Here is a 21,700-nt window from a genome sequence, read left to right as displayed (position 1 = left end):
AAGATCAGCAGAATGGAGTACAAGCCTGCTCCGATCGCAACGCCTGTTTGGACCGCCCCCAAACCTTTGTTCCTGCGGCCGGAAGAAGGACAAGCTCCTGCAGTGCAGGCCGTAGAGGAAGCAGAAGGGGGTTCAAAGGCCCGTATCGAGGAGCTGGAGCAAAAAGCGATCACGCGGGAGCAGGAATTTGCGCAGCAGCTGGAAGCTGCACGAAAGGAGGCCTTTGAACAGGGCCGGCAGGCCGAAGCACGGCTGCGCGCTTCGGCCCTGGAGCGGATTGCCGACCAGATACAGAAGGCGATCGAGGATTTTTGCAATGTGCGGGACGGTTATCTGGCGCAGGTTGAGCGCGAAGTGGTGCATCTGGCCCTGGCCATTGCCGAGAGGGTCCTTCGCCGCGAGGTCCAGATGGATCCGCTTCTGCTTGCAGGGGCCGTGCGTGTGGCACTGGGACAGCTGGCGGAGACCACGGAGGTGAGGATGAAGGTCCCTGCCACGGAGTACGACCTGTGGAGTGAAGTGATTGCGCTCATGCCATCTCTGCCCCTTCGCCCGCAGCTTGTGGCCGAGGATTCGCTTCATGCTGGGGAGTGTCTGCTTGAAACGGCACTGGGCAGCGTGGATCTGGGAGTCAAGTCGCAACTTGCAGAGATCGAACGGGGTTTCTTTGACCTGTTGGAACACCGTGAGCGGTCTGCAAAAACAGCAAGGCCTTCTGTACCGTCATGACGGAACTTCTGTCCACCTACTTTGCGCGTCTGCAACAGCGGCAGCCTTTCCGCTGGCAGGGCCGTGTGGTTGAAGCTGTGGGGCAGACGATCGAGTCTTCCGGCCCGTTGTGTTCGGTGGGGGAGTGCTGCGAGATCATGGACAGCGAGGGGCGTCTGCATCCGGCAGAGGTGATTGGGTTCCGTGGCAACCATGTGCTTTCCATGCCACTGGAAAGCACAGAGGGCATTCGTTTCGGAGATCGAGTTTCTGCGCTGGGCACGCAGCCTTCCCTGGAGGTGGGCGACGCCTGGATGGGGCGTGTTCTGAATGCATCGGGGCAGCCGATTGACCAGGGGCCAGTGCCAGCTGTGCGGGCCATCATCCCGGTAGACCGCGAGATCCCTCATCCGCTGGAGCGTGTACCCATCCGCCAGCCTCTGGGCACGGGGATTCGCGCCATTGATGGAATGCTGACTGTGGGGCGTGGGCAGCGGATTGGCATTTTTGGCGGTTCTGGAGTGGGCAAAAGCACGCTGATCGGCATGATGACACGCAATAGTGATGCGGATGTGATTGTGGTTGGTCTGGTTGGAGAGCGAGGCCGTGAGGTGGGGGAGTTTCTGGAAGACAGCCTTGGCCCGGAAGGAAGAAAGCGGGCCGTGGTGCTGGTTTCGACCTCAGACCAGTCTCCACTGCTGCGGCAGCGCGCTGCCCTGGCGGCTACGGCCATTGCAGAGTATTTTGCCGGGCAAGGGAAGGACGTTCTTCTGGTGCTCGACTCCCTGACGCGGTTTGCCATGGCAGCGCGGGAGATTGGTCTTGCTGCAGGCGAGCCGCCTACGGCGAAGGGTTATACTCCCTCAGTTTTTACCCGGATGGCGCGTCTTCTGGAGCGCGCAGGCCAATTCCGGCGCGGCAGTATTACAGCCTTCTATACGGTACTGATGGAAGGGGACGACCAGCAGGACCCGGTAGTCGATGCGGCGCGGTCTTTTCTCGATGGCCATATCATGCTTTCGCGGGAGCTGGCGGCCGAAGGCTGGTATCCACCCATTCAGGTCCTCGACTCTGTGAGCCGTTTAATGCCGGCCGTCACCTCAGAGGAACACCGCTCAGCCGCATCCCTGGTAAGGAAGATGCTCTCCGTGTATGCCAAATCGGAAGACCTGATTCGGATCGGAGCCTATAAGCCCGGGGCTGATGCAGATCTGGACCGGGCCGTCCGTTCGCGGAGCCGGATCCGGGATTTTCTGATGCAGCGGGCGGCCGAGGACGTCTCTTTTGCGCAGGGATGCGATGCTTTGAAGGCGCTGGCGGCGCAGGTATGAGATGAAGGCTTCGTTGGAATGCCTGTATCGGCTGCGCTCTCTGCTGGAAGACTTGAGCCGCGTTGAGCTGGAGGTCTGTTTGAAAGAGGCGGCGCTGCTCGAAGAGACCTCCGAGGTTTTGCGCGATGAGCAGCGGGAAGCCTTTTCAGAATTGGCTGAGACTAAGGAGATTGTTCTTGCACAGCTTGCCCACCGGCGCGAGTTAAGTATCCAGGAGGCGCTGCGCATGGCACAGCAGAGTGTAGAGCAGGCCAAGTCCAGTTATCTCGAACACCGCAAAGAGCGGCAGCAGATTGAGAGTGTTCTGGGCATGCAGCGCTCACTCGATGATCTGGTACGCAATCGACGTGAACAACGATGGATCGATGACTGGTTTGGCCAAAAAAGACGGAGGCCGAAGGGATGAGAATTTTCTTACCCTGGCACCTCGGCTTCGGTACGCGAGCTGCAGGACATCTCTGTGGAGAAAGAAAACGTGCAGATCGGTCAGGTGGGAGTTTCTCGTATCCAATCCGGGGCGGAGCCGGGCGGCAGCGGCCCAGCGAAGACAGAGGTGAGCAGTGGTGTCCTGGATATGCTCTCTTTTCTGACTGCATGGTTGCAGCCGCAGAGCAGAGAATTGGCCGAAGCGTCTCAGGTCAGGGTCGGAGCTGATGCGGCCGGGGCGGCTGATCTGTCAAAGCCGGTGCCCCTGGGTCAGCAAGAAGAAGGTAATCAGATTCGGCGCTCTAGCTTGGAAAAAGAGACGCAGGCGCAGAAAAAGAAAGACAAAGCCAAAGACGTTGTGATGGACATGGACAAAGCCGGGCCGTCTCCAACCGCGGAGGCAAAGCAGGGGGCTTCCGCACCTGCTTCAGGGCCCAGCGCTGACATCCTGAATACAGCTGCAGCATCGATGCTCGCGCCATCTCCGATTTCCGCTGGTGTGCCTGAGAGAAAGGAGTCAGGGGCAGAGACTTCTGGTTTGCTGCCTCCTCTTGGAAGGTCAGCACGGCCGGTCTCTGGACGGCAGATGCAGCCAGGTTTGCTCAGGGCCACCGCAGAGCCGCAAAGCCAGGCCCCTCCGGCAGGGGAACCCTTGGCCGCGACGAATGATGCCGCGGCTGCGATGCAGGCAACAAACCCGCAGGCTTCGGTGGAGGTTACAAAGGAAGCACAGGGCCTCAGGCCGCCGGAAAGGCCGCCTTTGGTGTCGACTACGGAAGCAGAGGGTACCACGGCAAACCACAACGTTCAAGCGCTAGCCGTGAGGGAGACGGCAGCCCAGCAGCCGGGACTGAAATCAAAAAACGCTGAAAAGATGTCGCATGTTTCGCTTGGAATTGCGCCCGCAGGGTCTTCTGGCGTCATCAGACATGAAGTCGCGGAGCAACAATCCGTACCAGGGAGCGAGAGCGTGCCGGCGGCTGCATCGCTGCTGCACGCCGCGGTTTCCCAGGACGCTCCAGACAGAAGCGCCCGGCAACCGCTGCAAATCAATCCCTTTCAACGGATGGATTCCGTGACGCTTCCACAGACGACATGGCTCCGGACGAGTCCGCATCATCTGGCTGTGGGTGTCCGGGACCCTGCTTTGGGATGGGTTGAGGTCCAGACGCAGAGCTCTTCCGGACACCTGAGCGCATCGCTGGCCACCAATTCTGTATCGTCTCATGCCGCCCTTGTGGCGGAAGCGCCTGCGTTGACGCAATTTCTGATGGAGCGGAATGTTCCGATCGAGACAGTAAGCGTCGCCATGCAGGGCGGAGATGCCGGATCGGGCCAGCAGCACGCGGGTGCAGAAAACAGAAACCAGCAAGATTTTCCGCAGGGGCAGGGAGCAATCGGCTTTTCCCCGCCAGAAGCAGAGGGGAGTGAAGAACGAAACCAGTTGGAGAACGGATGGTCCCGCCTCAGTGTGCGGGCATAACAGAAAGGAACAACGGATGCAGGCACAACTCAATCATCCGGCGGCGGCAGCGCTGGATGCTACGTCGAATTCAAGCAGCTCCGCCTCCTCAACCGGTAGCGGCACAGAGATCACAGCTAATGATTTCCTGACCCTGCTGGTGGCGGAGATGAAAAATCAGGACCCGACGGCCACGACGGACCCCAACGCATACATTGATCAGCTTGTGCAGGTCAACAGCCTTGAACAACTGATCCAGATCAATCAGGAGGTGGGTAGCTTGGGCACTGGTTCGAGCACCGGCACGTCCAGCACTTCCAGTACCGGATCCGGCAGCAGCCCTCAGCTGTTGGCCGGACATCTGGCAAGTGCGGCACATGTTCTGGCCAATGCGCTGGCTCCTCATAGCAGCAACCAGGCCGCTTCGGAAACCCGATCGACCTTCACTCAAAACGGGCAGAACGTCTGACCGCAAAACACAACGGAGGAGAAGATGCCATCTTTTTTTATTCCACTCTCAGGTCTTGAGTCTGATAATACGGCGCTCAATACCATAGCCAACAACCTTGCCAATATGAACACGGTGGCTTACAAGAGCCAGAATGTGCAGTTCAGTGATCTGTTTTATCAACAGGTCGGAGAAAGTGGTTCGGGAGATCCAGAACAGGTTGGAGCAGGGACCAAGGTCGGTGCGATTGTCACGGATTTTTCCTCTGGAACCACAACGCCTTCGACGGGAAATCCGCAAGATGTGGCCCTGAATGGGGACGGATTTTTTGTGGTGGAAAACAATGGCACGCAGGAGTACACGCGCGCGGGGAACTTTACGCTGGGGTCCGACGGGCACCTTCTGACCCAGGGCGGACAGCAGGTGATGGGTTATCCTGCACTCAACGGCGTAGTGAACACGAACGCCCCTCTCACGGCCATCCAAATTCCTGTCGGTCAGGTGGAGCAGCCGAAGGCGACCTCTTCCCTCTCAGTGACGGCAAATCTTGACGCCTCGGCGGCGACGGGGACATCGGTTCAGGGCGAGGTGACGCTGTATGACTCTCTGGGAGTTTCCCATGTAGCGACGGTGGATTTTCAGAAGACCGGCCCGGGCACCTGGACCTATAACATTTCCCTTCCCGCTGGCGATTCTACTGGAAGCGTGAACACCACAGGCACGCTGACTTTTGATGCGAATGGGAACCTGACCTCGCCGGCCACGAACCCGACGGTCCAGTTTACGGGGCTGGCCGACGGGGCCAATCCTATCAGTTTTACCTGGAACCTTTATGACTCCAGTGGCAAGGGGACCATTGACCAGGTGGCTTCCGCCTCCGGTTCCGGAATCGCTTCGATAACGCAGGATGGATACGAGGCGGGCCAATACAGCGGTTTCACTGTTGACTCGAACGGCGTCGTTTCGGCCACCTTCAGTAATTCACAAACACAGGTGATTGGCCAGCTGGCTGTTGCCAGCGTGACCAATGAGCAGGGTCTGACCCGGCTGGGGGACGGGAACTATCAGACGACCCTGGCCTCGGGACAGGCGACGATCGGCACGGCCGGTACAGGTGGTCGAGGGACGATCCAGGACAATGCCATTGAGGGCTCGAATGTGGACATCTCGACGCAATTTGCGGATCTGATTGTGGCCCAGAGAGCATTTGAAGCGAATGCCAAGTCTGTGACTACATTTGATACGGTCACTCAGGACACGATCAACATGGTCCACTAAAGTGCATCAAGATGGCAGGGCGCTGTGCAGAAGGAAATGACTTTCCTGCACCTGTTCGGACGCCCCGGGACGGACAGGGCTATCTGATGCGAAAGGCCTTGACCACGATGGCATTGGGCTGCTTACCGGCGGGCAACATGGTGAAGAGCGCGCCGGTACGCGTCGTTCCCGAGGGAGTACGGCTGATGACGCGCACGACAGAGATGTCTCCGGATCGGGTGTCGGCCACCAGCAACAGGTGTCCTTCCGATGAGAAGGCAAGGGCGTCAGGACCGCTGCCAACTGGAATGGTATTGACGCGCTTTCCGTCCTCGATGGAATAGACTCCGATTGCGTCAGCATTGAAGTTACTGACCCAAAGGGTGGAGTTGTCCGGACTGACGATGGAGCGGACCGGATGTGCGCCAATCAGGTAGGCCCCTCCCACTTCATTTGTACTGGTGGCGATTTCTGAGATCGTGTCGCTGTTGAAGTTGGAGACGAAGATTTCGCCGCCGTCTGGTTTTAAAGCAAGGTGGACCGGGGTCTGGCCGACATCGAGGAAGGCGAGGAGGCGGTCGGATTGTTCGCTGGCCAGGGGGCTGGTCGGGCGCGCCAGTCCGATGGCCATGACCTGATGTCCGCCGGAGCAGGCAATGAAAGTCTTTGATGAATCCGGCAGGACGACGGCATCGGTCGCCGCTGGGCACCCATTAAAGGAGGCGCGGAGTTTGTAGGAGTGGGGGTCTAAGATGATGACGCTGTTGCTGACCCGGTTGGTGACGATAAGACTGTTGCCGTCCGGAGAGATGCGGGCCATTCCCGGGGCTTCTCCGGCACCAATGGCGGCGATTTCGCGCCTGGCTTTGAGGTCGAGCACGGAAACATTATTGGATCCGGAGTTTGCAACATAAGCGCGTTCGCCTCTGGCGTCCACATCAATGAAATAGGGTCTGCTGTGGACTGGGATGGTGGCAACGACAGCATTTTTTTCTGTGTCAATGACGCTCACCGTTCCGCTGCTGGTGTTGACAACATAGACTTCATTGCGGGTGGGGTTGGCGGCGATTCCGGTGGGATTGGTGCCGACGGAAAGGACGCGGTCCAGGCGGAGGTTCACCAGGTCGAGGACGGTGACCGTATTGCTACCCCCGTTGGTGACGTAAGCATACTCACGGTAGTTGGCGGGAAACTGCGGAAAATCATGGGGCCGGCAGGCGGTAAGAATGCCGCAAAGGAACAGAGAGGCAAAGAGCAATGCTCTTTGGACTCTTTGAGGGGACGGGGCATCCGATGGTTTTTCGCCGAGCTTGAGGGCGAGCAGGTTTTTTGCTGGTTTGAGCATCGCAAAAAAGCAGATTCTACGGCTTCGCTTCCCGGGGCTGCTGAGTTCAGCAAGAGAAAGAGGGAAGCTGAAGGTCCACTTCCCGGTGAATATCTTTTGCAGCGACACGTTATTTTGCGCTGACTGCTTCCGTTAACTGTAGGCCGTGAGGAACATTTCGGTGCAGGACAGCGGCGATCTGCGAGGCCTCATCCATAAGCTGTGCGAATTGTTCCGGGAAGATGGACTGCGCGCCATCAGAAAGGGCCTTATCTGGCTGGTGATGGACTTCTACAATGAGGCCATCGCAGCCGACGGCGACAGCGGCCCGCCCGAGGGGAATGACTTTGTTGCGCTTGCCTGTGCCATGGCTCGGGTCCACGAGGATAGGCAGGTGACTGAGACGCTTGACCGCAGGCACAATGCTGAGGTCGAGGGTGTTGCGCGTGTGGTCAGCGAAGGTGCGCACACCGCGCTCGCAAAGAATGACCTGATAATTGCCCTCGCTCATAATGTATTCGGCGGCCATAAGAAATTCTTCGAGCGTGGCTGCAATGCCGCGCTTGAGCAGAACAGGTTTGCGTTTGCGTCCTGCGGCCTTCAGTAAGGAGAAATTCTGCATATTCCGGGCACCGATCTGGATGACATCGGCATACTGGTCTACCAGTTCAAGTGCCTCGTTATCAATGGCTTCAGAAACAATCAGAAGCCCAAAGGTTTCGCGGACCTCGGCCATAATCTGAAGGGCCTCTTCGCCGAGTCCCTGAAAGGAATAAGGAGATGTGCGAGGTTTGTAGGCGCCTCCGCGAAAGAACCGGGCACCCGCTGTTGCCACCTTTTCTGCGATGGCAAAGGCCTGTTCACGAGACTCAATGGAGCAGGGGCCGGCGATCATGGCCAGATCACGCCCGCCGATGGAAGCATCCGTGCCCGGAAAACGGATGATGGTGTCTTCTTCTTTGGCGTCGCGGCTGACCAGCTTGTATGGCTTGGAAACCTGAATGACCTCAGAAACACCGGGAAGCTCTTCAAGGATCCCCTGATCGATTTGGCCGTGGTTGCCGGTGATGCCAATGGCAGTGCGCTGCGCTCCAGGCAGTGGGTGGGGCCGGAAGCCCAATTGCTGAATGTGGCTGCAGACGGCCTGGATCTCTTCCGGAGTGGCCTGCGCTTTCATGACGACAAGCATGATTTTTGCCTTTCCTGTACCCCTCAGTGTAATGCAACAGCCCCGGAAAAAGAATTTGCGTGAAGGGCGAAACTTTTCCTGCAAGCCAGGGTTCTCTCTTCATAGAAACGGTTGCGCAGAGCAACCCGTTTTCCATAGCAGCAAACCCTCCTCGGACAACGAGGCTGCTGCAAAGTGGCCTCGTTGTTTTTTTTTATTCCGGGCGCCCGGGTGGGTGTCCGGTTCTCCGTAAAACATCAAGATGCGCAAAGATGGCGAGTACTCCTCCGAGCGCGGTGCACAGGGCACGCCGGTGGATGACCTGGACTGGAGGCAGTCCGTTCAGGGCCAGCAGAAAAGCAATGTATGCGGTCAGGTTGAGGACATACAGGGCATAGTTCACGTTGGTAACAGAGATGGCCGTCCAGGCGAATATCACCACAAGAATGGACAACGTGAGCGGGGAAAGATGCAGAAACCGGGCCAGAACGCCGGAGATACCAGCTCCCAGCAGAGTTCCGGCAAGACGCGCGAAGCCACGCACCAGCGTAGTCCGAAAGTCACGCTTCAGTACTAAAAGAGCAGTCATGGCGACCCAGTACCCGCTGGGGATGTTCAGGCGGCGATAGATCTCGGCGGCAACTCCGATGGTGAGGGCCTGTCGGAAGGCGAAGATACACCCGGAAGAGCGTAGTGAAAAGCATTGGTGCCAGCTGCCAATCTGCTGACGAAGCATGGGGTCAAGAAAAGGCGCGGTTTTGGGTCGGAATGAGCCGGGCCTGTCCGGAGTGAAATAAATGACGGCTGTGGTGATGCCTGTCTGGAGCAGTCCGCCTGCGAGCATGAGCAGGCTGCGGGGAAGAACAGCGGCGGCGTTGACATGAAATGCGCTGCCCACCAGAAGTACGATCACGCATTGCTGTCCGACCCAGCTTGTTCCGCCAGCAGATTCTGCGAGCAGACCATAGCCCAAAGCCCAGAGTCCGGCAATGAAGACAAACCAGATACTTTCATGCCCCAGCACCATGCCAATGCCGGTGGAAATGGGGGTGGCGATGCTGGCCAGAAACATGGGCAGAATGCAGGAACGTCCGATGCGCTGGAAAGAGCCCATGCCCGCGGTAAAGGCCCCGGCGGCCGCAACCATTCCACCGCCCGGATGCCCGCTGAGGAGTCCGGCTGCGAGGCAGACTGCAATGGCAATTGAGGAACGGGTGGCCGTCGTCCAGCAAAACTTCTGCCACTCAAACCACGCTACTTCCTGCAGATAACCTTGTGGTTGTAAGGGAGCGCTCATTCACATCCAGCGTAATCCGGAGGGCCGAGGGCCTTTCCAGAGAGTTTCTCAGAGAAAATTTGAATTCTCAGTCCCGTTTCGCTTCCCGGTCTGCTGCTATTAGAAAGACGAGGACAAGCCCTGCTACAAGCACACCTTCCTCTACGCGTTCGGAGATGACATGGAACCTGTTAAACGCCACGCGATTGGGATCATTTGCAGCCACGGCATCAATGGCACCTCCAGCAGCGAGACGGTAACTTTCCATCCTGGGAATGATCCAGAACTGGGAGAAGGCAGTGAGTACCAGCATGATGGACGTTACCAGAACCGGCAGGGCCGCGTGGCGACCCGATGCATCCACGCGAGATGCAATCACGAGAAGCACGACAAGCAGCATTCCTGAAAAAAGTCCTTCCTCGTGGAGGATGCGGAGGCATTTCCCCACGATGGTGCCGGCGGCGTGAGTATCGGGCAGGGAAGAAAAGGCCGTGGCCGCGACGATGGGAAAGAACATGATTCCACCGATCCAGAGAACAATCAGGAGCAGAATGAGAGCGCGAAGAGTGGTCTTCATCGCAGCCAGTATAAGGCCAGGGAGGGAGTGCCCCATCTTGCCGGACGGTAATCGATGGGGCCGTTCGCCAAACGTTTGTTCTTTGCTTAGCGGTCAGATGTGCCGTAAAGACCGGGACGGCCAATGAGTCGCTCAATCCGTTTGGGGATGGGCGGGTGGGTGGAGAAAAGGTTGGCAAAGTCGCGGGCGCTTACCAAGGGTTGCACAATGAACAGATGCGCGTTGGAGGGGGAAGCCTGCATGGGCAGGCGCTTGGAGTAGGCATCGAGCTTTTCCAGCGCGCTGGCCAGGGCATAAGGGTTTCCAGTGAGATGCGCACCTGTGGCATCAGCCTCATATTCGCGCGAGCGTGAAATCGCAAGCTGGATGAGTGTGGCGGCAATTGGGGCCAGAATCAGCATGAAGAGAGCGCCAAGACCGCCTCCGCCGCGCTCCCGATCACGGTTGTCGCCATAGCCGCCAAAAAGCGAGGCCCAATAGCCCATGCGCGCCAGCATGGTGATGGCGCCGGCCAGAGTGGCAGCGATCGAGCTGGTGAGAATGTCACGATTTCGCACATGTCCGAGCTCGTGGGCGAGAACGCCTTCGAGTTCGTCGTCGTTTAAAAGATTCAGTATGCCCTGTGTTACGGCCACAGATGCGTGCTTAGGATTGCGTCCTGTAGCAAAGGCATTGGGTGAATCCGTGGGAATGACATAGATCTTCGGCATCGGAAGTCCAGCGCGCTGGGTGAGCCGCTCGACTACCTGGTAGACACGGGGAAGTTCCTCGCGTGTGACTGGCTGCGCCCGGTACATGGCCAGCGCCAGCTTGTCTGAGTAAAAGTAGCTGAAAAAGTTCATTCCGGCAGCAAAGACAAAGGCCAGGACCAGTCCATTGCGCCCGCCAAAATGGTCCCCAAGAAAGAGGAGAAACAGCGTAAGCGCAGTCATTAAGAGAGCAGTTTTGAAGGTATTCATGACGCGGCCCTCCTTCAATTTGATGAACCGCTAAGGATATTGTTTCACGGAGCCAATGGGTATGACCCTATGACGTATGGAAATTAGATATGAAAAATGGAATAAATGTTTTATTAAGAAGTTAATAGATATTACGGCTAAGTAAATATTTAGACATTGAATAAGCCTTTATTTTTTATGCAAATAAGCGATGAAGTTTGGATTCAATTTTGATTGGTCTTTGAATTGCCTTATCATGCCGGCGTACTGCACCCCCAAACTTCAAAATTTATGAGAGATGTGAATGAAACATACTTGGTTTAAAGGTCTGAAGCTGTTTGCAGCAGTCAGCCTTGTTTTCCTGGTTCAGTGGTTCTCGCTGGGTATCTCCAAAGCCCAATCGAATATTTCAGGCGACATTACCGGAACAGTTACAGATCCGTCCGGTGCCGCTGTATCGAATGCACAAATTACAGTTACCAGTGAAAGCAATGGTCAGATAAAAACGACAGTAACCAATGGAACAGGCGATTTCCGTGTTCCGCTGCTCTCTCCCGGAGCCTACAAGATTTCTGTGACTGCGACAGGGTTCCAAGCCGCTACCTTAAATGCGACTGTATCGGCAGGGACTATCACGCCGGTGAATGTCATGCTCAGCGTGGGACAGGGCGTTACGACGGTCCAAGTGACGGGGACGGAAATTCCCGTTCTGCATACGGATGATGCTCAGGTCTCGACCAGTTTTAGCCTGCAGCAAATCCAGACCCTTCCGAATCCGGGAAATGACCTGACCTTTGTGGCCCAGACCACCCCTGGGGCCGTAATGAACACGCAGGGTGGGTATGGAAATTTTGCGACGAACGGTCTTCCTGCTACGGCCAACACGTTTACCGTGAATGGTGGTTACGAAGGAGACCCCTACCTGAACCTGAATAATTCGGGAGCAACGAACCTTCTGCTCGGAAATAATGACGTCGATACCGTTACGGTCATCACGAATGCCTATGATGCAGCTTTTGGTGGCTTGGGTGGCGCGCAGGTGAACGAGATCAGCCGCTCGGGTGGCAATGCCTTCCATGGAAATGCGACCTACTGGTGGAATGGCCGCATTATGAACGCCAACAGCTACTTCAACAAGCAGGCTGGATCGCCGCGAAATTTTGACAATGCGAACCAGTGGGCAGCTGCCGTCGGGGGGCCAATTAAAAAGGACAAGGCATTCTGGTTCGTGGACTATGAAGGCATCCGCGTCATTATTCCTGTGCGCGGAACGGCCTATGGCCCGAGCCCGGCTTACCAGGCCGCTGTTCTTGGTCCCGCCGGGCAGAACAGCCCTCTCACTCCGTATGGAAATCTTGCGGACAACGGAAATTCCAGTGAGGCACCCCTTTATCAGACAATTTTTAATTACTACAACAACGCGCCGAACTGGAAATCGGGTTACCAGGACCCAAATGATCCCGACTCCTGGATCTTTAATGGACAGACGACAAACTTTGGCCGTGAGTGGTTAATCACCGGTAGAACGGACTTCAATCTCTCCGATGATGATCATCTGTTTGTTCACTTCAAGGTCGATAAGGGTGTACAGCCCACGGCCACGAGCTTCCTCAATCCAATTTTCAACGCGGAAAGCCCGCAGCCTTCCTATGAGGGGCAGCTCAATGAGACCCATACCTTCTCTTCTTATCTGACCAACCAGTTTCTGTTTGCAGCCAGTTACTACCGCGCAATCTTTACGAATACCAATGCGACCAAGCTCGCGCAAACGGTTCCATTTGTTCTTATTCCAGAGGGAAATGCTAGCGGTGGCGACTGGGACCTGGGAGCAAATTCCTCGGAATGGGTCGGCAACGCGGATTACGCTTTCCCCCAGGGCCGCAATGTAACTGGATATCAGTTTAACGATGATCTGAGCTGGACCAAGGCCGCGCACACCATCAAGCTCGGCTTCACCATGCGCCGGGACGACATCACGGACTTCACGTCCAGTGAACACAACGTGGCGTTTGCTGGTGGTGAAAACTTTATTTTAGACCAGGGGGACTTTGCCGCAGGTTATTCTGACGAATGGGCGGAGCGCATTCCTTTGCGCTTGAGCAACCCGGTTGCACTCTATGTGATGGGGGCCTACCTGCAGGACCAGTGGAAGGTCCTTCCTAACTTCACGCTGACATATGGCCTGCGGCTGGAGCACAATTCAAATCCAATTTGTCTGACCAAATGCATTGCGAATTTCAGCCAGGACTTCTCTTCTCTGAGCACGGCATCTACAACGCCGTATAACACATTGATCTCAGCCAACCGGAAGCGTGCGTTCTTTGATCAGCAGAATGTTGCATGGGAGCCGCGCATTGGTTTTGCATGGCTGCCCGAGGGGGCCGATTCCAAGACGACCGTCCGCGGTGGTTTCGGAATGTTTGCAAATTACTTCCCGGCGCAGATCATGGGCAATCTTCTTTCCAATCCGCCCGATGTAGACCGTTGGACGGTTTTGGGTGCAATTTATGGAAACCCGATCACGGTGGACACACAGAATTCCGCCAGCGGCCATGCAATCTCCGTGACCTCCGATAAGCTTTTCCAGCAGCAGTTTCCGCAGGGCGGCAGCTATGCAAGTCTGTATGCTGCTTCAGGAGGCGTTTTCCGGCGTCCTACAGTAACATCTGTGGCCCATAAGGTCTATCTGCCGACATTTGAAGAGTGGAGCCTGGCAGTGGAGCGGGAAGTAGCGAAAAACACAGTGGTCAGCGTGACTTATATTGGAAATCACGGTTACCACGAGCCTGTGCCCAGGATGCCGAATGCATATGACGCTGTCCCCGGGACAAATGCCACTCTGCCTTCCAGGCTGCCGAATAAGTCCTTTGCTTCCGTCACGGAGTACTACAGTGGCGCAAGCTCAAACTTCAATGGTTTGATTGCAACAGCTACAAGCCGCCGTAAGTGGCTGACCATGCAATTTAACTATGCTTATGGTCATGCTTTGGACGAGATCTCCAATGGCGGGTTCGATGCTTTTGGCGTCAATCCAGTCGGACAGATCAATCCTTATGACCTGCATCAGAATTATGGGAATGCCGATTATGATACACGGCATTACATCTCAGCAAACTACGCCATTACGGTCCCCTACTGGGGAGGTCCTCACGTCGTGACCGATGACTGGGAGATTGCCGGAACGATTTTTCATAATTCCGGATATCCTTTCTCGGTGTATGACAACACGGGAAACAATATTTACGGCAATGCAGCGCTTGCCAAACAGCTTGATAACAACTTCAATCATCACTGCGGCGGGGGATCCCATACGACCACTCCGTGCGAATTTGCTTCCCATTTCACCAGTTCGACGGATTTCGGGCAGCAGCGCCGCAACCAGCTTTATGGTCCGAACTACACAGACTTCGATCTGGACCTGACGAAGGGTTTCAGGATCCATGGCTGGGATTCAGCGAGGTTGAAGGTAGGAGCACAGTTCTTCAATCTGTTTAACCATCCGAACTTCCAGATTCCATATGCGGATGTGACCTATGGAAGCTCTAATGGCATTATCTACACCACGGCCAACACACCTACCTCGATTCTTGGTGCGTTTCTGGGTGGAGATGCTTCCCCGCGTCTCATCCAGTTGAAGGCCAGCTTTAACTTCTAAAGACAGGAAATCCATTTTGCATGGCGGAGGACAAAGGTCCTCCGCTTATTTTTTGCGGGATCAAAAGTCCGCAAAATCCCTGCCTTTTTTCGCTTCCATGGCGTATGCTGATTGTGGTTTTCATCCAAAGGAGTAGCACAGCATGAAGCTGAATACACTCGCAGTAACAGGTCTTCTGGCGTTGGGGGCCATGGGGCTTTCGGCGCAGTCTTCCACGACGATGAATGGCTACATCAGCGATGCGCATTGTGGGGCTGCTCACAGCTCACCGAGTGCCGACGCGACCAAATGTGTGAAGAAATGCATCAAGGGTGGCTCGGACGCTGTTCTGGTGAGCGACGGCAAGGTCTACAAATTGAAGGGCGATGAGTCGCAGGTAAAGGCCATGGCAGGCAAGAATGTGTCGATTACCGGAACGGTAGACGGCGATACCATTACGGTGAACTCTGTTTCTGCCCAGAAATCAAGCTAAAACGAAGCCAAACGAATACTTTGCAAAGAACCGGGGACAGGAAATTACTTCCTAGGTCCTCGGTTTGTTCTGAGATTTGAACGTCTGCGCTTTCTGATTTCTTCCTGCGAATACATGGTCTTACGGCAATTGGCAGCGCCGCAATTGCAGGGCGCTTCTTCGTCTTCGCCATCGTAAAGACAATAATCATAGGTGAGCTCTTCGCCTGCCGCGATGTCGCGGATGGCCCTGATCCAGACACGGCCATTGATTTCGTCGGTTTCGCAATTCGGGTCGCAGGAATGATTGATGAACATGGCCGTGCCGTGGCCGTCTATCACATACGATCCGTCGCCGATGCCAAACAGGTAAGTCGTTGGCGAATTCTGATATTTCTCATCGGCCTCGTCTTTGGTGATGCGAGGTCCCGTGTATTCAACCACGCGCGTGCCTTTTTTGATTGGCGCAGTGGTGTAGCAGCCTGCCGCATGGATGGCGGACGAACGAATGATAAGGGCCATATTTGAGCCGAGTATAGCAAGATCCAGCCCCAGGACAAGAAGAGGGTACTTGAAGAGTAGGCTTTTCCATCTTTTCGGGGGTGTGCTGCGTCTACTGTAGTAGAAGGTCCATGCGGCGATTTCTTTTGTATTCGGTTTTGGCGGCAGTCCTGCTTTTTCTCCCGGCTGTCCACGCGCAACAGCAATCATCCGATCCCTATGCCCCACCTCCACACCCTGCTCAGCCGCCTGCTTCACAAACGGACAAGAACTGCAGCTTTGGGGCCACCAAGGGTGGGAACGGCGGATGGAAGTCCAGCAGCACTTGTCCGCCAGCAGCGCAGAATCCGAGCTCCGATGGGCCAAAGCTGACGACGGAGAAAGGGAGCCAGCAGCAGCCGAAGAAATCTACTGCCGATGAAAACCCGTTCCCGGAAGATGTCTCACAAAAGGCAGCAGCAGCGGCCAGAGCTACAGAGACCGGAGGGAAGGAGCAGATTTCTCCAGACCCGACCGGCGAGAGCTCCAGCAGCGACAAGACCAAAGGGCTTGATCTGGAAGGGGAACGAGAGGGCAGCCTCTCCAATGGCGCAGGGGGAGTCGTCCAGGACCCGCAACTTGCCGAGCATGACGTCCATGTGGGCGAGTTTTACCTCAACCGGGAAGACTATCAGGGTGCCTATGAGCGCTTCAAAGAGGCGACGCGGGCCGATCCCACCAATGCGGATGCGGTCTTTTATCTGGCGGAGGCTGCGCGCCGCCTGAATCATAAAAATGAGGCGATCCAGAACTACCAGCTTTATCTTTCCGCCCTGCCGGATGGACCGAAGGCAAAGATGGCACGCAAGGCGCTGCACGAGCTGTCTGCAAAGCGATGATAGGTCCTTTCGGCCGGCGCTAGGAATTTTCAAGCGATTCCGGTTCAGTAGATTTTCGATCCACCCTCAGGACGGGTCTTCCAACGGCGATGTACCCAGAGCCACTGATCTGGATAGCGTCTCACCCAGGACTCAATAGCGGCGGTGCAACGGGCAGTATTGGTGATGGCGTCGGCTTCGTCGTCGCCGGTATTTGCTATGGCAATCTCCGGTCCAAAGTGCAAAACATACTTCCTTTCCGATTCTTCCCAGAGCATAAATCCAGGCAGCACAGCGGCCCCGGTCTTGCGGGCGACGCGCGCCAGCCCGGAAGCAGTGCAGGCCAGGGAGCCGAAGAAGGGAACAAAAAGGCCCTGGGGCGGAGTCATATTGGTGTCCATGAGAATGCCAACGGTTTCTGCTTTATGCATGGCATCGAGGAGCCCGCGTGCGAAGTCATCTTTGTGCAGAACGCGGTTTCCGTGCAGGCAGCGGACATGGTTCACCAGGGCGTCGATCCGGGGATTATCGAGGCGGCGAATGACCATGCTCATGCTGTGGCCCATCAGCGAGTGGTAAAAGCTAGAGAGCTCCCAGGCGCCGAGGTGCCCGGTGACGACCAGGACCCCCTTGCCTTTGGCCTTGGCCGCCAGATAATGTTCCAGTCCTTCGTAACGGATAAAGTTGCGAGTGGATTCAGGAGTGTAATGCGCCATCTGGCAGAACTCAGCCAAATGCCAGCCAAGGTAGCGGTAAAGCCTGCGAAGGATTTTTTGTCGCTCTGCGGCGGGTTTTTCGGGAAATGCCAGGGCCAGGTTTACCAGGCCGACCTTTTTCAACCGAGGTATGGCATGAAACGCAACAGCACCGAGGGCTGCTCCCAGAGCACGGGCAAAGGAGCGGGGAAGCGCACCAAGGGTGCGCACGATAAGCCAGACAATACCAAACTCAAAATTTTCACGCATTTCACGGCAAATGTCAGTGTAATGCCTTCAGGGAAACAGACGCATAAGTCCGGTAGAGGGCAGGTCAGGCTGCAGAAACTTCTGTCCGGTGAGGGCCTCGGCGGCCAGATAACCGCTGCGTGCGGCGCCTTCCATCGTGGCAGGCCACCCGGTTGCGGTCCAGTCACCGGCAAGGAAGATCCCATGCCACGGACTCTGTGCGGACGGACGGAACTGGTCCAGTTGCGGGCGTATCGAGAAGGTGGCCCGGACTTCCTTAGTCACAGCAGCCTTGAGGAGCTTTGCCTGGCGTGTTATGGGAAAGAAGAGCGCCAGTTCCCGAAGGGCGAGATCAATCAACTCTTGCCGCTGCATGGGAATGACGGAGCGCAAAACGCTGATGACGAGTTCGATGTAATGTCCTTCACGCTTGTGGCGCTGCGGCTGGAGCTTTGATTTGTTGAAGAGCCATTGGACCGTGGTATCCAAGAGCGCAGCATGTTCCAGGCTGGTAATTTCGCGATCAAACCAGAGGTGGATGGCTGCAATGGGAGCATGATGGAACTGTGCGAGCTGGGCGGCGAGCCGGGCCTTTCCCGGAGCTTCAGGAAGCGTGGGCAGAAGCCGGGACATGGCTTCAAACGAAAGCGCCAGGACAACTGCATCGCTGTGGATGCTGTCGCCCTCCGTTTTCACCACCCACTGACGGAAGACCTCGTCCCAATGGAGCCCTGTAGCATGGGCCCGGAGCATGACCCGTGCTCCATGCGCCTGCAGAGAAGCCAGGGCATGACCATAAAGTTCACTGAGAGGGACAGTGGGAATGGCCATGCGGCCAGCCTGAGGGGAGCGGAGGAAGAGCTCTCGGCAGACCTTTGCGGCGTAATGGACAGAGGTCTGGTCCAGCTCTTCATTTAATGCGGCAAAAAGCACGGGCTCCCAGAAGCGTTTGATGGCAGAAGGGGTCTGTTTGTGGCGCGCAAGCCAGTGGGCAAAGTCCTCTTCGGTGTCTGCGGGCAGCCCGGCCATAAAAGCAGAGAGACCACGGGCAATGGCGATCTTGTCCTGAAAGGAAAAGGCGGGTGCGCGGAGAAAGGAAAGGCTGGCATGGAGCGGGGCCGGCAGGAACGAGGGGCGCAGGATGCTGCGGCGACCTCCCGGCTCCATCATGGTGATTGCATCGAACCAGCGGAGTTTTTCGATCGCACCGATACGGTCATATAGGTCGAGCAGGTTGGTGCAGCATCCGAAGAGAAGATGCTGGCAGTTGTCGATGATCTCGCCCGTGCCCGGATGCTCGTAGGAAGAGGCGCGACCGCCGAGATAAGGGCGACGCTCCAGAAGATGCACCTGGTATCCGGAAGCGGCCAGTGCAGAGGCGGCGGCAATGCCGGAGACGCCCCCGCCGATGACGGTAACGGATTTTCCAGCCATGCGTTAACTCCCGCCCCTCAGGCGCGCAAGCAGGATTCGAAGCAGACCGCGCGCGAGAATCATAAGTTTTGCAAAGGTCGGCACGGAAATACGATGCGAAAAGACGTCGTAATTCCGGGCTGCGATACGCTGCAACAAGCGATGATAGATCGCAACCAGGACCCAGAGAGCGGGCCGTGCATCGGGGGAAATCAAAGGCAGCAAAGCATGGCCTGACTGGTAATATTTTTCGGCCCTGCCGGCTTCAAACTCAAGCAGTTCGCGCTGGTTGAGGGTAAGGTGATGGCCATCTTTGAGGTCGAGAATGTCGTGCAAAGAGACGCCGAAGCGGTCCAGGTCTTCAATAGGGAGGTAGATACGGCCGCGGGCCGCGTCCTCACGGATATCGCGCAGGATATTTGTGAGCTGAAAGGCGATGCCGGTCTCTTCGGCCAGTTTTTCGGCCTGAGGGTCGCTGTAGCCGAAGATTCGGATGCAAACCAGTCCCACTACCGAGGCCACATAGTAGCAATAACGATAGAGGTCGGCGAAGGTAGCATAGGTATCAAGATGAAGAGGGTGGACCGCATCACTTCCGGGCCCTGAAGGATTGTGCTGGCCGGTGTGCAGGTCCATGGCGGTGCCGTGGACGAGCTGGTCCAGCAATTCTGTGGTGATATGAAAATGGGCCTGCGCATCGCGTAAGGCGATGAAGACAGGATCATTGGTGTGTCCCCCTTGCGCAGCAGCGTGCCATGCTGCCAGCCATGCGTCCAGGTTCCTGCGGCGCTGCTCCCGGGACAGGGTCTCGTCATCAGAGAGGTCATCGGCATGGCGCATAAAGGCATACACGGCGCAGATGGCGTTGCGTTTCTGCCTGGGCAGTGCCACAAAGGCGTAGTAAAAGTTTTTGGCTTCGCGGCGGGCAATCCTGCGGCAGATTGCATACGCCTGTTCGACGGTTGGAGTCACGCGGCTCTCCGCCGGAGAAATTTGCTGCTGAGTGCGCGCAGGAGAAGTGCTGCCTTTCTGGTCTTTGAGATGACTGGACGCGCGCGCAGCACATTATAGTTCTGCTGCTCAATCGCATGGAGAATCTCCAGACCGCCGCGGCTGAAAAGGTCCAGATCCAGGGCCAGTTCGTGGTCCACCATTTGAATCAGCGGAAGTCCTCTTTCAAACATCTGCCGCGCATACTGCACTTCATAGCGCATCAATTCGCGGAACTGCGGAGTAAAATTGCGGTCGGCGATCACAGCCTCTTCCACACCGAAGCGTTCCATGTCAGCCTGCGGCAGGTAGATGCGGCCTTTTCCGTAGTCCACGATCACATCCTGCCAGAAATTGGCAAGCTGGAGCGCGGAACAGGTGTAGTCGGAGAGACGGAAGCGTTCTGCGTCGCGATATCCGCAGACGTAAAGAACGAGATGGCCCACTGGGTTTGCAGAATAGCGGCAGTAGCCCAACACATCCTCCATGGTCCGGAAGCGAGTGATCGTCTGGTCCTGGCGGAAGGCAACGAGCAGATCGGCAAAGGGGTCTTTCGGAATGTTGCAGGCGCGGATGGTTTCCGCCAGTGCCACAAAGACCGGATGGCGCGCTTCTCCCCGATAGCAGGCATCGAGCTCTTGCTGCCAGAGGTCCAGCAAGGCCAGGGACTGTTGGGAATTTCCAACTTCGTCGCCAAGATCATCGGAGATGCGGCAGTAGGCATAGATACTGTGAAAATGAGGGCGCAGGCGCCGGGGCAGGAACCACGAGGCGACGTGAAAATTCTCATAGTGCGACTCAGCGAGGCGCTGGCAGTACATGCGCGCCTCTTCGAGCGTGGGTGTGCGCTCCGGGATGCGGTATTCGGCAGGAAGGGCGGCCCAGCCTTTCTCAATAAGCTCTTTCTGTTCGTTTACGGTCATGGAATGATTGCGGTTTTAATGTCGCTAGAGCGGTCCATCAGCCTGTGAAAGACGTCTCCGATCTCGGAGAGGGGTGCGCGTCCGGTAATGTATTCTCGGCATTTGAAACGTCCGCTGCTAATCAGGTCGAAGGCCCGTCGCGCGGTCTCCGGGGTGTGATGGAAGGTCGCCTTGAGCGTGATGTCGTTGTAATGCAGACGATTGGTATCCAGTTCCACTGTGGTGCCAGCTGCGCATCCGCCAAAAAAATTTACAGTGCCACCTTTGCGGACGATGGCAACAGCCTGCTGCCACGCGGCAGGGGTGGCGACAGCCTCAACGGCGATGTCCACGCCACGATGGTCTGGAGTAAGGGCGCGGACAGCGGCGACCACGTCATCTACGGCGGTAATCTGCACGATCTCTTCGGCCCCGAAGGTCTTTGCGGCTGCGATCTGCTCATCGCGCTTGACGATGGCGATGACACGTAGCCCGGAGAGCTGGGCCGCATGCATGAACATAAGACCAATCGGTCCGGCGCCAATCACGGCGATCGAATCGCCAGGCCGAGGATTTGTTTCCTCCAGGCCGCGGACCACGCAGGCCAGAGGCTCCGTCAGTGCGGCGTGTTCCAGGGGGACGTTTTCGGGAACATGCAGAGTGTTTTTTGCCACAATGCGGGCCGGAACCCGGAGGTACTCGGCATAGGCCCCATTGTTGAACAGCAGGTCATCACAGAGGTTCTGCTGGCCACGGCTGCAATAGTAGCATTGGTCACAGGGGGCCGAATTGAGCGCGACCACGCGATCGCCTGCTCGAAACTTTGTCACCCCCGGGCCCACTTCTGCCACAGTGCCGGCAAGCTCATGGCCGAAGGGAATGGGCGGCCGAAGCATTTTGGCATGGTAGCCACGGCGGTAGACCTTCAGGTCAGTCCCGCAGGTGAGGGCGGCCGCAATGCGGACGACGATTTCGCCGGGGCCGGCGGAGGGAATGGGCAGCCGCTCAATGCGCAGATCTTCTTTGCCGTAGAGCACGGCGGCTGTCATCGTGTTCGGCATCACCTTCTATTT

General features: G+C 56.8%; 20 protein-coding genes. 9 read left to right on the top strand and 11 right to left on the bottom strand.

The features are described 5' to 3' along the window. The first annotated feature begins 102 nt into the window (after positions 1-102). The 6 genes from N655_RS0102085 to N655_RS0102060 all read left to right on the top strand — a co-directional run bounded on the left by N655_RS0102085 (position 103) and on the right by N655_RS0102060 (position 5,653). Complete coding sequence (locus N655_RS0102085; RefSeq protein WP_162173473.1) at positions 103-729, top strand: FliH/SctL family protein; 627 nt, start codon at positions 103-105, stop codon at positions 727-729. After that, positions 726-2,039, top strand: a complete 1,314-nt coding sequence (locus tag N655_RS16845; protein ID WP_044933813.1) for a FliI/YscN family ATPase — start codon at positions 726-728, stop codon at positions 2,037-2,039. Before N655_RS0102085 ends, N655_RS16845 begins: the two co-directional genes overlap by 4 nt. A gap of 1 nt (position 2,040) precedes the next feature. Beyond that, a complete protein-coding gene (locus N655_RS0102075) occupies positions 2,041-2,445 on the top strand; it encodes a hypothetical protein (protein WP_026441662.1) in 405 nt (134 codons plus the stop codon). Between the two features lie 606 nt (positions 2,446-3,051). After that, a complete protein-coding gene (locus N655_RS20475; RefSeq protein ID WP_155987480.1) occupies positions 3,052-3,948 on the top strand; it encodes a hypothetical protein in 897 nt (298 codons plus the stop codon). A gap of 16 nt (positions 3,949-3,964) precedes the next feature. Next, positions 3,965-4,396: a flagellar hook capping FlgD N-terminal domain-containing protein gene (locus N655_RS20045; protein ID WP_069955799.1), complete on the top strand. Its 432-nt coding sequence runs from the start codon at positions 3,965-3,967 to the stop codon at positions 4,394-4,396. A gap of 24 nt (positions 4,397-4,420) precedes the next feature. Next, positions 4,421-5,653, top strand: a complete 1,233-nt coding sequence (locus N655_RS0102060; RefSeq protein WP_026441660.1) for a flagellar hook protein FlgE — start codon at positions 4,421-4,423, stop codon at positions 5,651-5,653. 79 nt (positions 5,654-5,732) lie between these two features. Here N655_RS0102060 and N655_RS0102055 read toward each other — a convergent pair whose 3' ends face one another. The 5 genes from N655_RS0102055 to htpX form a co-directional block, all read right to left on the bottom strand. Continuing rightward, a complete protein-coding gene (locus tag N655_RS0102055; RefSeq protein ID WP_081823775.1) occupies positions 5,733-6,977 on the bottom strand; it encodes a YncE family protein in 1,245 nt (414 codons plus the stop codon). 109 nt (positions 6,978-7,086) lie between these two features. Then, positions 7,087-8,145 (bottom strand): 3-deoxy-7-phosphoheptulonate synthase, encoded by a 1,059-nt coding sequence (gene aroF, locus N655_RS0102050; protein WP_026441658.1) that lies wholly within the window; start codon positions 8,143-8,145, stop codon positions 7,087-7,089. A gap of 193 nt (positions 8,146-8,338) precedes the next feature. Then, positions 8,339-9,421, bottom strand: coding sequence for an FUSC family protein (locus N655_RS0102045; RefSeq protein WP_026441657.1), 1,083 nt, complete (start codon positions 9,419-9,421; stop codon positions 8,339-8,341). 67 nt (positions 9,422-9,488) lie between these two features. Further along, entirely contained in the window at positions 9,489-9,977 is a 489-nt protein-coding gene (locus tag N655_RS0102040) for a DUF4149 domain-containing protein (protein ID WP_026441656.1), read from the bottom strand. 86 nt (positions 9,978-10,063) lie between these two features. Beyond that, a complete protein-coding gene (htpX, locus tag N655_RS16835; protein ID WP_044933810.1) occupies positions 10,064-10,936 on the bottom strand; it encodes a zinc metalloprotease HtpX in 873 nt (290 codons plus the stop codon). Positions 10,937-11,219: 283 nt separating this feature from the next. Here htpX and N655_RS0102030 point away from each other — a divergent pair, with 283 nt between their 5' ends. Next, positions 11,220-14,570 (top strand): TonB-dependent receptor, encoded by a 3,351-nt coding sequence (locus N655_RS0102030; RefSeq protein WP_026441655.1) that lies wholly within the window; start codon positions 11,220-11,222, stop codon positions 14,568-14,570. Between the two features lie 142 nt (positions 14,571-14,712). Continuing rightward, complete coding sequence (locus tag N655_RS0102020; protein ID WP_026441654.1) at positions 14,713-15,042, top strand: hypothetical protein; 330 nt, start codon at positions 14,713-14,715, stop codon at positions 15,040-15,042. A 44-nt stretch (positions 15,043-15,086) separates the two neighbouring features. Here N655_RS0102020 and N655_RS0102015 read toward each other — a convergent pair whose 3' ends face one another. After that, positions 15,087-15,542: an SET domain-containing protein gene (locus tag N655_RS0102015; RefSeq protein ID WP_026441653.1), complete on the bottom strand. Its 456-nt coding sequence runs from the start codon at positions 15,540-15,542 to the stop codon at positions 15,087-15,089. A 110-nt stretch (positions 15,543-15,652) separates the two neighbouring features. Here N655_RS0102015 and N655_RS0102010 point away from each other — a divergent pair, with 110 nt between their 5' ends. Then, positions 15,653-16,399 (top strand): tetratricopeptide repeat protein, encoded by a 747-nt coding sequence (locus N655_RS0102010; RefSeq protein WP_026441652.1) that lies wholly within the window; start codon positions 15,653-15,655, stop codon positions 16,397-16,399. A 44-nt stretch (positions 16,400-16,443) separates the two neighbouring features. On the opposite strand, the gene N655_RS0102005 is transcribed toward N655_RS0102010, so the two are convergent. The 5 genes from N655_RS0102005 to N655_RS0101985 are packed head-to-tail and all read right to left on the bottom strand — an operon-like array spanning position 16,444 to position 21,688. After that, on the bottom strand, positions 16,444-17,343 hold the full coding sequence (locus N655_RS0102005) for a lysophospholipid acyltransferase family protein (protein WP_026441651.1): 900 nt from the start codon (positions 17,341-17,343) through the stop codon (positions 16,444-16,446). Between the two features lie 27 nt (positions 17,344-17,370). Continuing rightward, positions 17,371-18,756, bottom strand: coding sequence for a hydroxysqualene dehydroxylase HpnE (gene hpnE, locus N655_RS0102000; protein ID WP_026441650.1), 1,386 nt, complete (start codon positions 18,754-18,756; stop codon positions 17,371-17,373). A gap of 3 nt (positions 18,757-18,759) precedes the next feature. After that, entirely contained in the window at positions 18,760-19,707 is a 948-nt protein-coding gene (locus N655_RS0101995; RefSeq protein ID WP_026441649.1) for a phytoene/squalene synthase family protein, read from the bottom strand. Then, positions 19,704-20,648, bottom strand: a complete 945-nt coding sequence (gene hpnC / locus N655_RS0101990; protein ID WP_026441648.1) for a squalene synthase HpnC — start codon at positions 20,646-20,648, stop codon at positions 19,704-19,706. The genes N655_RS0101995 and hpnC overlap by 4 nt, the downstream gene beginning before the upstream one ends. Continuing rightward, positions 20,645-21,688 carry a zinc-dependent alcohol dehydrogenase gene (locus N655_RS0101985; protein WP_026441647.1) on the bottom strand — a complete coding sequence of 348 codons (1,044 nt, stop codon included), beginning with the start codon at positions 21,686-21,688 and terminating at the stop codon, positions 20,645-20,647. Before N655_RS0101985 ends, hpnC begins: the two co-directional genes overlap by 4 nt. Positions 21,689-21,700 lie beyond the last annotated feature (12 nt).

The organism is Pseudacidobacterium ailaaui (genome assembly GCF_000688455.1).
In the GTDB taxonomy this organism is placed as follows: Bacteria; Acidobacteriota; Terriglobia; order Terriglobales; family Acidobacteriaceae; genus Pseudacidobacterium; species Pseudacidobacterium ailaaui.
This window is presented reverse-complemented; position numbering and strand designations above follow the sequence as displayed.